Below are 13,270 nucleotides of genomic sequence, written 5' to 3' on the forward strand. Positions count from 1 at the left end.
CATCGAGCAAATTATCTATCACCTTGAAGTACATATCTTCTTCGTCTCCCTGAACTTGCTTCAGGGTCTAGTGAAGATAACGACATACAAATAAACACATTCAAAATGATTTGTTTAAGCGAATCATTCTGAATGTTTTTAAACGGTCAGCATTGACCTGTTTCAAACCGTAAAAATCGGTAATATATACCTAAGCTGGTTAATCAAAGAAAAGATATACAGTGTTGTTATTAATCAATAATAACTCGTTTTACATAGATTCCAACTCCACCAATTAAGCCTACACAGTGTGTAGGCTTTTTTATTGGTGCTAATTGAAGGTGCTGCAGATGAATATGTTTAATCTACTCGATATGTCAAAAGTACCATTGCCCGATAGCATCACGGTGTTGGACTATGAACAAAAACTTAAAGCGCTAAAAGAAAAGCTCTTAGTAAAACACCCTGAATTTTCAGATGCGCTGACCTTAGAATCAGAGCCATTGGCCATCATGCTAGAAATGATGGCGTATCAAGCTTTGTTATTTGATGGCAAAGTGAATGATGCCATAAAAGGTAATATGTTAGCTTCGGCGACAGGCAATGATTTAGATGCTATTGCGGCGCGATATAACTTATCTCGCCAAGCTGCGAACTCAAATATTCATGAAAAAGAAAGCGATACGCGTTTTAGGCGTCGTATTCAAATGGTATTTGAAGGATTAAACACCGCAGGAAGTAAGCAAGCATATCAGTTTCATGCTTTATCAGCTGACCCTCGGGTAAAAGATGTGTATGTACATAGTCCGCAACCTTGCGCTGTGGAACTCACCGTATTGAGCCATGAAGGGCACGGTTTACCCTCTACAGAATTAGTTGAAAAGTTACGCAATCATTTTGGTTTATTGCCCGATGGCAGTGGGCCAAGTGAAGAGGCGTCAAAAGTGAGGCCATTGGGCGATAAAGTGTCGATTTTTACCCCAAATGTTGTGCCGTATCATATTGAGGTTAACTTAGTAATTGCTCCCGGGCCTTCGGCATCAAGTGTTGAGGCGACGGTTAAAGCGGCGCTTGATGAATATATTGCACAGCAAACTTTATTAGGGCGAGACATTAGCCAAATGGGGCTCTTTAGCGCTATTAATCAGCCAGGTGTTGAAAATGGCCAAGTATTAAGCCCAAGTACAGATGTACCAATATCTGCCGACTCAGTCGCACACTGCACAGGTATGGTGATTAATGCATCGGTGCGCCGAGGTGATGAATGAGTGACTTCAAAGCATTACCTGATCTGTTGCCACATAATGCCTCAATGTTGATGCGCTCACTTGCTGAGTTATTGACTTACCCTGATAAATCACAGTTATTAAAGCACATTTGGCACCCACAGGATTGCCCTGCAGAGCTATTACCTTGGCTTGCTTGGGCGTTGTCGGTAGATGATTGGAATGATGCGTGGTCTGAACACACTAAACGGAAAGTGATTGATGATGCGTTTGTCGTCCATCAATTTAAAGCGACGCCGTTTGCCTTAAAAAAAGCATTAGACAGTTTAAATATTGAAACCGATATTCATGAGTGGTGGCATCAAATAGATGCGCAGCCCGGCACCATCTTGGTTAACGCGATGGTGAACCAAAACCTCGACAGTAACGAGGAAGGGTTATTGACCAAAGCAATGCTTGCGCAAGTAAAGCGCATTATTGATACCGTTAAACGCGCTTCAATTCATGTCGAAGTGCAGTTGGGCATTTCGTTAAAAGAACAATTTGGTATGGGAATACATGCCAGTGCAGGGACGGGATTATTCTCCAAGGAAGGCGTATTCAACGGGGTACGGCCGGATGCGGGGTATGTTGATTTAGCCGCGTCGCTTAACGCTCAACCCGGTATTGGGTCTTTGCAACAACAAGGTGACTTTAACGGCGTGACGCCGAATGACACTGAGGCAACGCTTGGCGCTGTACTTACGGGTCAAAAAGGGATTGGCGCGTTAGAGCATAGTCTTGATATGACGGGGGTGGTGCCAAATGTAATGGCCGCAGATTTAAACCTATACGGCTATGGTCAAGTAAATATTGCCGCAATGGAGGCGCAAGCGAGCTGGAAAGGTGTATGGCCAGAGTCATGTACAGCCACTTCAGTGGTGTCAGCTGCATTATCTCAACTTCAACTTACTTATTTTACTCTACAAGGAGCGACGTAAATGTCTGCATTAACCTTGCAATTTACTCAAGCTGGTTTAGATGCGTTAATGACCGCCACACAGCGCGGTTTTAAAGGCAAAATCAGCCACATGGCATTTGGTGACAGTGCCTACACACCAGATAAAACTCAAACAGCGCTTAAGGGCGAAAAAGAACGGGTCGCCATTGCCGACACCGATTATTCCGATGGCGAAGGCAGCAGCTTAAAAATAGCAGGTAAGTTTGATGCGCCGATTGAATATGCGATTCGTGAAATAGGGGTATTCATTGAGTCACCAAACTATAGCGGTGAAGGTGAGCCTGAGCTTATTTTACTGGGTGTGTACTCGAAACCAGATACGACGCTTGGTTATCGTACACCAGATGTAAAAGTACTCCAGTGGTTAACCTTATCGTTGGCTCAGTTACCTTCGCAGAGTGTTGAGGTAAAAGTCGGCGTTGATAATCTTAACCTGATTGTAGATAGAGAACTAGCTGATATGACCTTGGTTCAACTCAACACCATGGCGCGTCAAATTGAACAAGAGCTTCGTTTGGTTGCCCTCGAACAAGCTTAATCAACAAAGTTAAGGAAATACTATGTCAAATCAAGAAAAACCGATGAGCCAGCGGCTCACGGATGTGGTGGTCGCCGCCGACAATTTAACTCAAACCGTACAAGATAAAATTGGCAATATTGATGCTACTGTTGCTGCGAAATCAGCAGAGGTTGATCAAAAAATCGCAAGTGCAGAAACAGAGTTTAATAATTGGAAAAATTCAATTGTAGAAACAATAAATGGCATTGATGTAACGAAAGTAGGCAATGAAAAACACTTTTCATTTGAGCGAATACTTAGCGCTGGAGGGTACACTCGCGAAACTGATGGGCCTGATTCTGCTTATCCGCGTTGTTCAACCCCTCAACCTCCATATTACATTAATATGTTGGAGTTTAAGTCAGGAACGAACCACCTGACTTATGGCGATTATGGAGATTACTTCAAAATTGAATTTATGATGTGCCACCGAGGTATGTTTGCATCAGAGGGATATACAGATCACTTAATATTTACAGGGACTTCTTATCAAGACTCCGTTGCGTGTCAGCTAGAAGTTAAGAAAATAGCGAACGACAGTAGCTTAAGCGTATTTATTTCAGAGCCAAATAACTTAGAAAAAGAAATTCCGCTAACGAATGCTATGGAAGGGACGGTTTTACCTGTTTCATATCGCTCGATTGGACAAGGCTACAACCAAGGCTTTGCAAGAGTGTCATTAAAAGTTGATACACGCCCACATTGTGGCTCAACTCGTGCTATTTCAGTTGACACAAAATATACGTCGCACTCAGGTCAGCCTGCTGTAAATTATATAACGCAAGAAAAACCGACATGGGAGCAATAATCATGGAAAAAGATTTAAGTTCATTAGAATCGCAAATGCCTATTGAAGATATCTTAGAGTTTGGTAAATGGTCAACAGTTAAGGCTATACGAGATGCCAATTTAAAAGCGACAGATTGGTATGTTACTAAAAGCCAAGAAACAGGTGAGGTTTTAACTGAGGAGTTTAAAAGCTACCGTCAAGCATTACGTGATATCCCTCAAACATATACAAATCCTGATGATGTTGTTTGGCCAGTAAAGCCGGTAATGTAACCACTTCGGTCATATCATCCGCCTTAAAACCTTTCGGCCATTTCTGGCTGAGCTTTTTATCAGAGAATCATTATGAATCAACGCAGTACCCTAGTACGAAAGGTACTTGAGTGCCTAACGTCTGGATTGGGCGCTACCGCTCAGGTAGGGCTATTAAAGCCGAACATGCCTTATCCAGATTTAACGCAAGTTGCGCAGTTATGTATTCAAGTATTGAGTGAACGCCAAGCCAGTGAGTTGCAATCAAAAGGCGCTGAGTCAGGTGTGACGTATGGGCCAACTTCCAATAAGAATTTGAGCCCGAACCCGCTTGATCGGCGCGTATTAACCTTGCAACTGGACTTAGAGGTAGAACATACCAATAGTGATGCACTACTCACGCGTTTAGATGGGGTGATTGAGCAATGTGAAATGCTGATGCAGGCGGATGATATGGCCACTCCATGGCAGTTTTTTGTGCCTTATCATATTGAATTTGGATTTACCAAACAGGCGAATAGCACAATTGGCAAAGCCACATTAACATGGCAATTTTATTATCAGGTTGAAATTGTGGAAGTCTGTGACTTACCACCGGTGAGTGAAGTGTATTTAGGCCCTGAAGGGGGCGAACATTGGCTTATTGCTAAAACGCCTGCAGCGGTTGAGTCACCATCTGGGAACGGGAGTGCTTAATAATGATAGCCAACCCATTACAAACCAATTTAGCCCAAGCCGACATGCAGCATCGGCTCGCTAAGTTAATTTCGTTAGGCACTGTGAATGAGGTGGATTACGAAAAAGCGCTAGTTAGAGTCACCATTGGTGATTGGTTAACCTCTTGGTTACCTTGGCTTACAGCGCAAGCGTTTAACGATTTAACTTGGCAAGCCCCAGAAGTCGGTGAGCAAGTGGTGGTATTGGCCCCGTGTGGTGACTTAGCGCAAGGGGTGGTGTTAGGGAGTTTATATCAACAAGACCATAACGTAGACAAAGTGGCCAGCGATGTAGCAAAAGAGAGCCGTCAACACGTGCAGCGCACGGTATATCAAGATGGCTCCATGGTTGAGTATGACCGCGAAAAGCATCGCTACTATATTGATATAAAAGGTGAAGAGGCAACGGTTGATGTTGTATCTGCCGGAACACTTAATATAACCACAGAAAAAGATATCACCGTAATTACCTCCGCCAATGCAACGGTTAACGCAACACAAAACATCACGGTTTCAGCCACAGAAGCGCTTAAGTTATCTGGTAAAACAGTCGACATTAGTGCAACTGGGGGAGATGTGAAGGTGGACGCCAGTGCCGGGATCGGGATTAAAGCGGCTAACACATTAAAGCTCAATGGCGCGAATATTAGTGCACAGGAGTAAGTATGCCAGCAATCTCATTAGATGGTGCGATGACCAATGTTCACGCGCTGTTTTTACCGGGTAAAGCCAGTGCAACACAGGGAAGCTTTACCGTGGCGGGTAAGCCGGCGCTTAGAGAAGGCGACCCCATTAGTACGCATGTATTGTCAACAGACCCAAGTGTAAAACATGAAGGCAAGGCGATATCAGCGGGCGCAGGCAGCTTTACCATTGAAGGTAAAGCGGTTGCTCGTATTGGTGACCCCACCGACTGTGGCGGGCAGTTGGCGCAAGGCGAAGGCGGCTTTACAGTTGGCGGATAACGCTTAATCATCATTAATTTCAGGTATATAAGGCAACGTTATGCTTGGCATGAACGCAAAAACAGGAAAGCCCCTCGCGGGGGTTGAGCATTTAAAGCAAAGTATTCACGACATTGTGACCACACCTATCGGTAGCAGGGTGATGCGCAGAGATTATGGCTGTGGCTTATTTGACTTACTGGATAGTCCGTATTCGACCAGTATGGTGGGAGATATCACCTTGGTTGTCTCTAATGCACTAGAAAAGTGGGAACCTCGCTTTGAACTGGAGTCAGTCGCAGTGCAACCAACAGGTGATGGGAAGCTATCGATTGATATCAGTGGTTTGTATTTAATTAGTGGTGAACCAGTGCTCATCGAAGGTATACAAATCTAATTTAGTTTATTTAGGGGCTGTTGATCTTTTAGGTTCATTTTTACAGCGGTTTGATTGAATTTTATACAAGTGAGAGGCTGTGTAGCATGGTTATTCCATGTGAGTCAGCCGATAACATAGTAGAAAAGCCAATCAAGCGCTGCCTACCGGTTCTTTTGAGCACTCCTTTGTCTTTGTTGCTTAATATTCGCTTAGATTACTAGGCCACATATTAAGCGCTGTGATAAAAGCATGCTCAAAGAGAACAAAAATAGAACAGCAAAGAACAACAACCCCTAGTACGGCCAATCAAAATGGCCTTATATTTTTAACATTCTCAAAAACCACGCCAAGCGTGGTTTTTTTGTTTCTAACTGACATACCCTTAAAGGAGATTCATATGTCAAAATTTCTACATGGTGTAGAGGTAATCGAGGCGCAATCAGGCACTCGTCCAATTAAAACAGTAAAAAGCTCAGTAATTGGCTTGATAGGTACGGCGCCTTTTGCAGATGAAGACGCTTTTCCTTTAAATACACCGGTACTTATTGCTGGTAAACGTGCAGAAGCGGCTAAATTAGTTAATCCTAGTAATACCGATTTTGCAGCGCGCTTACAAACTTTGCGTGATGCGGCTCTGGCTGTTGAAGTCACTAAATTCAAAGCTGAAAATAATGACACCGCGCCTACCGCGGATGAGTTAAAAGTACTGACTGATAAAGTTAAAAAAGCGGTCACAGACGTAGAATATGACAGAAAAGGGACTTTGGTTCCTGCTGTGGATGGTATTTTTGACCAAGCGGGCGCAGTCATTATTGTTGTGCGTGTTGCGGACGGTGATGAAGCAACGGTAACTCAACGAATTGTAGGCGGTGTGGCTGCTGATGGTTCGTATGAAGGGATGCAAGCATTCTTAGGCGCTGAATCAGTGGTGGGCGTTGCACCGCGTATTTTAGTGGCACCTGGCTATACACATCAGAAAAATGGTTCTGAGAAAAACCCAGTTGTAACAGACATGGTGGCGATTGCGAACCGTTTACGTGCTGTGATCATCGCTGATGGTCCAAATACCAATGATGACGATGCAAAAGCATATCGTAAAGACTTCGGTTCTCGTCGTGTATTTGTGGTTGACCCTGCGGTGCGTGTTTTCCGTGATGGTCAATCAGTCGTTGAACCAGCCAGTGCGCGTGTTGCCGGTATGATTGCAAAATCAGACAACGACCGTGGTTTTTGGTGGAGCCCAAGTAACACCAATATGAATGGTATTGTTGCTACAGCACGCCCAATCGATTTCCAATTAGGTGACTCAAATGCTCGTGCTAACTTATTGAATGAAAATGAAGTGGCAACGATTATCCGTCAAAATGGCTTCAAGTTGTGGGGTAACCGCACATGCTCTGATGACCCTAAATGGGCATTCTTATCGGTGGTACGTACAGCCGATATGATTAACGATTCATTGCTTCGTGCTCACATGTGGGCGGTTGACCGTAACATTACTAAAACATACATCGATGATGTTGTACAAAGTGTACAGGGTTACCTCGATAGCCTTAAAGCACAAGGTGCTATTTTAGGTGGCGAAATCTGGGCTGATGAAGAGCTTAACACGCCAATTAATATCCAAGCGGGTAAAGTATATTTTAGCTTTGATTTCACGCCACCAACACCGGCTGAACACATTACCTTTAAAAGCATCCTTACTAACAACTACCTAGAGGAAATCGTATAATGGCAACATCTCCTAAGATCCTAAAAAAATTCAAATTATTTGTTGATGGTAAGGGCTACCTTGGTATCGCTGATGAGATTACGTTACCTAAAGTAACGGTTAAAACTCGTGAAATAACGTCTGGTTTTCAAGCGCCTATTGAATTAGATGTAGGTCAACTTGAAAAAATGGAAGGCACAATTACGCTGCTTGAATACAGTTCAGATGTATTGAAACTTATGGGGGGTTGGGGTGGCGACACTAAACCACTTGTTGCTCGTGGTGCAATTCAAGCACAAGGTCAAGCACCAGTGCCGGTAAAAGTAACGTTGTCTGGTTTCTTCAAAGAAATGGATATGGGTAACTGGAAAGATGGCGAAGAAGCCAAATTAACCATGCAATACGCAGTACAAAAATACAAGTTAGAAATTGGCGCAGATGTGATTTATGACATCGATTTAGCCAATGATGTTCGTATCGTTAACGGTGTTGACCAAATGGCGTTACTTCGCACAGCAATTGGAGCTTAATAAGTTATGACAGATATCATTAAACTGACTTTCCCAGTCACGGTCGATGCGCATGAGTATGCAGAGCTAAAGATGAGACGACCAAAGGTACGTGATAGATTAATGGTAGACAAAACGGATTTAAGCGAATCAGAAAGCGAAATTCGTTACTTCTCACATTTGTGTGAAGTATCTCCAGACGTCATTGAAGAATTAGACTGGAGCGACTTTGTCAAACTAAGAGAAAAGCTACAGGCTTTTCTCGTATCCCGCCCAAGCGCTTAAAGTCCATGGTGATAGCCCTCGCAAAATACACCGGGTGGGGCTTACAAGAATTAAACGGCTTAACAGAACCAGAGCTATGCGACTGGTTCGAAGCAGCCGTTGAATATAAAAAAGAAACGGAGGCAGGTCATTGACCTGCCTTTTTTATCTGTAGACTGCATGTTTTATGATCTTATTTAACCTCAGGTTTGGATAAGGGTTTTGGAATAGGAAATATTTTGTAAACAAACTTACGTACAATCCAACGATGATATTTAAATAGATAAGCCAAATCACATTTAACACGATTCACGAAGTGGTACTCACTTATTGTTATTTGGCATATCTTTTTCAACTCTACTGGCCATCGGCCCACTATTTCACGCTTGTTATTTCAGTTATGTACAAGTCTTGCTATTGATGCAGGCGGGTGTACTGGCAGGCAAGTACTCAGCTCACTTCTTTGCATCTCCCAGGTATAGCTATGAAACGTCACGGATCATCTGATCAAAAACGCGGTGCGAGAAAATCTCCCGCAGCCAGCAAAAAAAAGGCAAATAACGCCAATAAAGTTAAAAATAAGTTACCAAAAATTCAGCAAGATCACGCAAAAGCAGCGCAGTTTATCGCTGAGGCGGTAAAGAGCATCAAAGCGTCAGGTGCAATTGTGCAGCCCGACTCCATTGAACCTGTATTGGCTCAATTGGCGAAGTTTAATGTGAACCAGCTCATGCTTGACAATGGTAACGTGCTCAAAAAGCAATTGGCAAATTTGAGTAGGGTGGCTGTCAGTAACTCTGGTGATAATGGCGCTGTTGAATTGATAAAGACGCAGAAAAAGTCAGCGCAAGGCGAGGCTGATACGGCTAATAATATTGCGGCAAATGAGCTTGCGGTACAAGTAGGTAAAGGTGGCAACTTATCAGAGGTTATTTTTGGATTGAGTCAGCATATTGAGGGGCTTGATTTTGGGCAGTTTCAGCAAGTTATAAAGCAAGACTTATCAAGTTTAACGCAAGCAATTCCAGAGATAAGTAACTCAATAGATGTTACGGGGCTAACTGATGTATTGTCGCAGCACAGTGCGAAGTTTGCAGCCAGTGATAGCGAGAAAGCACTTTCTCAACAGCTGGATTTATTGACCTCGACAGCGCCACATATTTTAGATGCGTTGAATATGCCGCAAATGAGCGACTCACTCAAAACGGGGCTGGCGACTTTTAATCAGTTAGATATTTCAGGCATGATGGATGGTGACTTGTCGAGCTTAACGGCGACAGCACCACAAGTGCTAGAGCATATGGGATTTGGCCAAGCTGCCAATGTAGTTGGTAAGGCACTTCCAGTACTAGATAAGTTAGACGCTGGCGCAGTTTTGCAGGGCGATTTAAGCTCTTTGGCAGATGCAGCTCCCGCTGCACTTGATGCGTTAAACATGCCGCAAGCGGCACAAACAATCGAGAACATGTTACCTGCATTAAACAGCATTGATATCGGTGCCGTTATGCAAGGCGATTTAAGCTCGCTAAAAGATGCGGCACCAGCGCTCATTAAAGCCGTTGATATTGATGCCTTGAATCAATCAATAGCACAGAATATTCCAGCACTTGCCCAGCTCGACTTAGCGGGGGCAGTAGAGGGTGACTTAAGCAGTTTATTAAATACAGCGCCAGACATTTTACGTACTGCGAATTTAGGTGGCGCTGCAGATGCGATACAAACTGCGATGCCGGCCCTGCAGCAGTTAGACATGAAAGGGTTAATGACTGGCGACTTAAACTCGCTTAAAGATGTCGCCCCTGAGTTAATTAAGACGCTTGATTTAGAGGGTATACATAATTCTATTACACAAAAAATCCCTGCGCTGGAGCAATTAGATTTAGTGGGCGTGGCACAAGGTGACTTGACGAGTCTACTTGATACCGCGCCAGATATGCTGCGTTCAGCTAATTTGGGCGGCGCAGCAGATGCAATTCAAGCGGCTTTGCCTGCACTTAAACAGCTAGACCCAACAGGGATAATGAATGGGGATTTGACCTCATTGATGGACGCTGGTCCTCAGGCACTTAGAGCATTTGGCTTAGGCGAGGCAGCGGATAAGTTTAGCGACGCGCTCCCAGCACTGAAACAGCTTGATATGAAGGGTATTGCCAGTGGTGATATTTCGACGTTACTGGATGCCGGACCTGGGGTATTAAAGACCTTGGGTTTAGATGGTGCTGCCGGTGTTATGGAAGCGGCATTGCCTGCTTTAAAGCAGTTAGATGTAAAAGGGATTATGGGTGGAGACCTTGATTCTTTATTAAATGCAGGGCCTGATTTACTCAATGCGTTTGGGTTTGATGGTGCAGCTTCATTTATGCAAGATCATGCGGCGACATTAGCAAAGCTGGATTTTAAAGGGATCGTCAAAGGTGACTTATCGTCATTAACGGGCGCTTTACCCGATTTATTGGATGGGTTTGGCTTAGGTGGTATCACGGATATGTTTTCAAATGGTGAAGCAGAGTCTGACTTTGCAGCACCTGAAGAAGAAGAGAAAAAACCTAAAAAGCGTAAGAATAAAGGCAATAAAAGAGGCAATAGACGCTCTCGCAAAAACAGAGGGAATAAAGGTCGCTCAACTTACCAAAATGATAATGTTGCAGACGAAAAACAAGTGCCAAAGAGCAATAAAAAGCCTTGGGCTAAAGACTCAACTACAGACGCTAAGACACAGCTAAAAGCGAAGTCTAGAGCAAAGCCGAAGTTATCGATTATTGAGGGCGGATTATCAGAGACTGAGCAAAATAGAAAAGTAAGTAAAAGCCGTACCAAGGCAAGTGCTACCAAATTGGGTAAACCAATTGCAGCGAATGATCCTATTTTCAGTAAGTCGGTAAAAAGAGGCTTTAAAGGCAAAGGGTTAATTAAAGGTATCACAAGAAGCCCATTTGGTAAGCTATTTGGCAAATTAGCAGCGCCTGTAACGGCGGTAATGGGGGCGATGGATGTCGCGTCAACTTTATCAGATGATAGCTTAACGAAAAAAGAAAAGTCACAGCAAGTTGGACAAGCCGCTGGAGGTGCAGGTGGCGCACTTGCGGGCGCTGCTGCCGGGGCTGCAATTGGGTCGGTTATTCCTGTATTTGGCACGGCCATTGGTGGCATCGTGGGTGGTGCATTAGGCGCGTTCGGTGGTGAATCGTTAGGCGGCATGTTAGGTGGGTGGTTTGGCAATACGCTAGATGACTCTGACAGTAAAGCACAAGAGCGAAAAAGCAGTAAAGCCGATACTCGTGCCAGTGAATTAGCCAATACTGAAACGACAAGCAGCTCAGTAATAGCACAAGGTGACTCATCTAAAGCGCACAATACGATGCCCACAGTAAGTAAAAAAGGCGGTGTATTTAGCAAGATAATGGCAAGTCCAGTCACAAAAATACTGGGTGCTACAGGTATTGGTGCGGCATCAAATGCGCTTGGTGGTTTAATCGGGAGTTTATTTGCTGATACACCATCAAAAAGTGAGGAGCATTCAAAGGAGGGTGTAAACACTGCTTCAGGTGCTACGACACAGTCAGGTAGCTACATAAGTACTTCGTTAGATTACGTAAAAAATAATGTCATTAATGAAGCGAATATGTTTGCCGGCATGGCTGCAGAGATGGAAAAAAACGCGGGTATTAATAATGGTCCGATGAATAAGTTATCGGCTGTAGGCACTAACGCCGGACGTATACTCAATGGGCACACGATATTAAAAGCTGCAAATGATGATTCACTATCATTAAAGCAAAAAGCAATCACTATGGGTGGTACAGCAGCAGGTTGGGGAGCCAGTGAATGGGTCTCGAACAAAATGGGTAAATCGAAAAATGGTGCTATACGCATGCTCGCACCAGTTGCTGGGTATGCAACCAATGCGGTTGTGGGGGCATTAGGTGGTGGCCTCTCTGGCTTGTTGGTTGATACATTATTTGGAAAAGATAAGGTGAGTGAAGTCGATTCACCTAAATTAATCGATGGCACAGCGACTAAAGGCAATACTTTAAACATCAAATCGTTGGCACCAACCAGCACGCACACATCAACGGTACAATCAGGTAAAACGCCAGTCAGTGGCGGCAGTGTTACGGTCAATGCCAACATTACCGTCAATACTACGCCTGGCATGTCTGCAGTTGAAATTGCAGAACAGATAAAACAGGTACTTGAACAACAACAATTGCAAGCGCAACGTGATTTGCGTACTCGTTATATTGATGAGGTAGCTTAATGGAAAAAGTAGGTAATGCATCACATATGATGCAGTTAGGTAAGTTTAAATTTTCTGTTGGAGGCGCTGCTTTTGACAACTTAAAGTTTAATACGGATTACCGCTGGAAAACACAGGAATCGCAAACAGAAAATAGCAGCCCCGCAATGCAGTTTGTGGGGATAGGAGATCAAACGCTTAGCTTGACGGGGACAATATATCCTCAGCTGGTGAAAGATGGTCTTACCCAAATTGATAGTATGCGAGCAGAGGCAATGACTCAGCTACCACTCAAACTTACCTATGTGCAAGCAAGTGGTAAGTCAGATCCCAGTGTTGGTCGTGTTTTGGGCAATTGGATCATTATGTCAATCAGTGAAGATCGAACGTTGTTTTTGAATGATGGTATTCCAAGAGAAATTAAGTTCTCGATGGAATTAAAGCGTCATGATGCAAACACTAAATAATGAGGTGTGCCAATGAATGAGAACGGGGTAACGTATATCACCCGAGATGGAGATTGCTTAGATAATATCTGTTGGCGCCATTATGGACGCAGCAGCGGAATGGTTGAGCTCGTTTTAGAGGCGAACCACGGGCTTGCGGAAAAAGGCGCGATTTACTGTGAAAATATCGCCATCTTCTTGCCTGAAGTGATCACAAAACCGATTTCAGATAACGTCATTAATATATGGGATTGAGGAG

At 43.9% G+C, this 13,270-nt stretch carries 15 protein-coding genes; all 15 read left to right on the plus strand.

Annotated elements, in window-relative coordinates:
- The first annotated feature begins 329 nt into the window (after positions 1–329).
- The 15 genes from PAUR_RS06895 (at position 330) to PAUR_RS06965 (ending at position 13,266) form a co-directional block, all read left to right on the plus strand.
- A complete protein-coding gene (locus PAUR_RS06895; RefSeq protein WP_192507055.1) occupies positions 330–1,247 on the plus strand; it encodes a baseplate assembly protein in 918 nt (305 codons plus the stop codon).
- Complete coding sequence (locus PAUR_RS06900) at positions 1,244–2,185, plus strand: phage tail protein I (RefSeq protein WP_192507056.1); 942 nt, start codon at positions 1,244–1,246, stop codon at positions 2,183–2,185. Before PAUR_RS06895 ends, PAUR_RS06900 begins: the two co-directional genes overlap by 4 nt.
- A complete protein-coding gene (locus tag PAUR_RS06905; RefSeq protein ID WP_192507057.1) occupies positions 2,186–2,743 on the plus strand; it encodes a phage tail-collar fiber domain-containing protein in 558 nt (185 codons plus the stop codon). It abuts the gene before it with no gap.
- 22 nt (positions 2,744–2,765) lie between these two features.
- Positions 2,766–3,572 (plus strand): hypothetical protein, encoded by an 807-nt coding sequence (locus PAUR_RS06910; protein ID WP_192507058.1) that lies wholly within the window; start codon positions 2,766–2,768, stop codon positions 3,570–3,572.
- A 2-nt stretch (positions 3,573–3,574) separates the two neighbouring features.
- Complete coding sequence (locus PAUR_RS06915) at positions 3,575–3,826, plus strand: tail fiber assembly protein (RefSeq protein ID WP_138674515.1); 252 nt, start codon at positions 3,575–3,577, stop codon at positions 3,824–3,826.
- Positions 3,827–3,898: 72 nt separating this feature from the next.
- A complete protein-coding gene (locus PAUR_RS06920; RefSeq protein ID WP_192507059.1) occupies positions 3,899–4,501 on the plus strand; it encodes a hypothetical protein in 603 nt (200 codons plus the stop codon).
- 2 nt (positions 4,502–4,503) lie between these two features.
- Positions 4,504–5,184, plus strand: a complete 681-nt coding sequence (locus tag PAUR_RS06925; RefSeq protein WP_192507060.1) for a phage baseplate assembly protein V — start codon at positions 4,504–4,506, stop codon at positions 5,182–5,184.
- Between the two features lie 2 nt (positions 5,185–5,186).
- Positions 5,187–5,486, plus strand: coding sequence for a PAAR domain-containing protein (locus tag PAUR_RS06930; protein WP_192507061.1), 300 nt, complete (start codon positions 5,187–5,189; stop codon positions 5,484–5,486).
- Between the two features lie 40 nt (positions 5,487–5,526).
- On the plus strand, positions 5,527–5,862 hold the full coding sequence (locus tag PAUR_RS06935; protein WP_192507062.1) for a GPW/gp25 family protein: 336 nt from the start codon (positions 5,527–5,529) through the stop codon (positions 5,860–5,862).
- Between the two features lie 379 nt (positions 5,863–6,241).
- On the plus strand, positions 6,242–7,576 hold the full coding sequence (locus PAUR_RS06940) for a phage tail sheath subtilisin-like domain-containing protein (protein WP_192507063.1): 1,335 nt from the start codon (positions 6,242–6,244) through the stop codon (positions 7,574–7,576).
- On the plus strand, positions 7,576–8,085 hold the full coding sequence (locus PAUR_RS06945) for a phage major tail tube protein (protein ID WP_192507064.1): 510 nt from the start codon (positions 7,576–7,578) through the stop codon (positions 8,083–8,085). Before PAUR_RS06940 ends, PAUR_RS06945 begins: the two co-directional genes overlap by 1 nt.
- A 6-nt stretch (positions 8,086–8,091) precedes the next feature.
- Positions 8,092–8,349 carry a phage tail assembly protein gene (locus PAUR_RS06950; RefSeq protein ID WP_010364460.1) on the plus strand — a complete coding sequence of 86 codons (258 nt, stop codon included), beginning with the start codon at positions 8,092–8,094 and terminating at the stop codon, positions 8,347–8,349.
- Positions 8,350–8,812: 463 nt separating this feature from the next.
- A complete protein-coding gene (locus PAUR_RS06955) occupies positions 8,813–12,586 on the plus strand; it encodes a hypothetical protein (RefSeq protein ID WP_192507065.1) in 3,774 nt (1,257 codons plus the stop codon).
- The gene (locus PAUR_RS06960; protein ID WP_192507066.1) at positions 12,586–13,032 is read left to right on the plus strand and encodes a phage tail protein; all 447 of its coding nucleotides are present in this window, start codon (positions 12,586–12,588) and stop codon (positions 13,030–13,032) included. Before PAUR_RS06955 ends, PAUR_RS06960 begins: the two co-directional genes overlap by 1 nt.
- 12 nt (positions 13,033–13,044) lie before the next feature.
- Entirely contained in the window at positions 13,045–13,266 is a 222-nt protein-coding gene (locus tag PAUR_RS06965) for a tail protein X (RefSeq protein ID WP_192507067.1), read from the plus strand.
- The last annotated feature ends 4 nt before the right edge of the window (positions 13,267–13,270 follow it).

It is taken from the genome of Pseudoalteromonas aurantia 208, assembly GCF_014858725.1.
In the GTDB taxonomy this organism is placed as follows: domain Bacteria; phylum Pseudomonadota; class Gammaproteobacteria; order Enterobacterales; family Alteromonadaceae; genus Pseudoalteromonas; species Pseudoalteromonas aurantia.

Excerpts from the sequence above, each read along its gene's own strand:
- PAUR_RS06925 (WP_192507060.1), top strand. The coding sequence starts at position 4,504 with ATGATAGCCAACCCATTACAAACCAATTTAGCCCAAGCCGACATGCAG.
- PAUR_RS06945 (WP_192507064.1), top strand. The coding sequence starts at position 7,576 with ATGGCAACATCTCCTAAGATCCTAAAAAAATTCAAATTATTTGTTGAT.
- PAUR_RS06940 (WP_192507063.1), top strand. The coding sequence starts at position 6,242 with ATGTCAAAATTTCTACATGGTGTAGAGGTAATCGAGGCGCAATCAGGC.
- PAUR_RS06960 (WP_192507066.1), top strand. The coding sequence starts at position 12,586 with ATGGAAAAAGTAGGTAATGCATCACATATGATGCAGTTAGGTAAGTTT.
- PAUR_RS06905 (WP_192507057.1), top strand. The coding sequence starts at position 2,186 with ATGTCTGCATTAACCTTGCAATTTACTCAAGCTGGTTTAGATGCGTTA.
- PAUR_RS06930 (WP_192507061.1), top strand. The coding sequence starts at position 5,187 with ATGCCAGCAATCTCATTAGATGGTGCGATGACCAATGTTCACGCGCTG.
- PAUR_RS06895 (WP_192507055.1), top strand. The coding sequence starts at position 330 with ATGAATATGTTTAATCTACTCGATATGTCAAAAGTACCATTGCCCGAT.
- PAUR_RS06935 (WP_192507062.1), top strand. The coding sequence starts at position 5,527 with ATGCTTGGCATGAACGCAAAAACAGGAAAGCCCCTCGCGGGGGTTGAG.
- PAUR_RS06955 (WP_192507065.1), top strand. The coding sequence starts at position 8,813 with ATGAAACGTCACGGATCATCTGATCAAAAACGCGGTGCGAGAAAATCT.
- PAUR_RS06920 (WP_192507059.1), top strand. The coding sequence starts at position 3,899 with ATGAATCAACGCAGTACCCTAGTACGAAAGGTACTTGAGTGCCTAACG.
- PAUR_RS06910 (WP_192507058.1), top strand. The coding sequence starts at position 2,766 with ATGTCAAATCAAGAAAAACCGATGAGCCAGCGGCTCACGGATGTGGTG.
- PAUR_RS06950 (WP_010364460.1), top strand. The coding sequence starts at position 8,092 with ATGACAGATATCATTAAACTGACTTTCCCAGTCACGGTCGATGCGCAT.
- PAUR_RS06965 (WP_192507067.1), top strand. The coding sequence starts at position 13,045 with ATGAATGAGAACGGGGTAACGTATATCACCCGAGATGGAGATTGCTTA.
- PAUR_RS06900 (WP_192507056.1), top strand. The coding sequence starts at position 1,244 with ATGAGTGACTTCAAAGCATTACCTGATCTGTTGCCACATAATGCCTCA.
- PAUR_RS06915 (WP_138674515.1), top strand. The coding sequence starts at position 3,575 with ATGGAAAAAGATTTAAGTTCATTAGAATCGCAAATGCCTATTGAAGAT.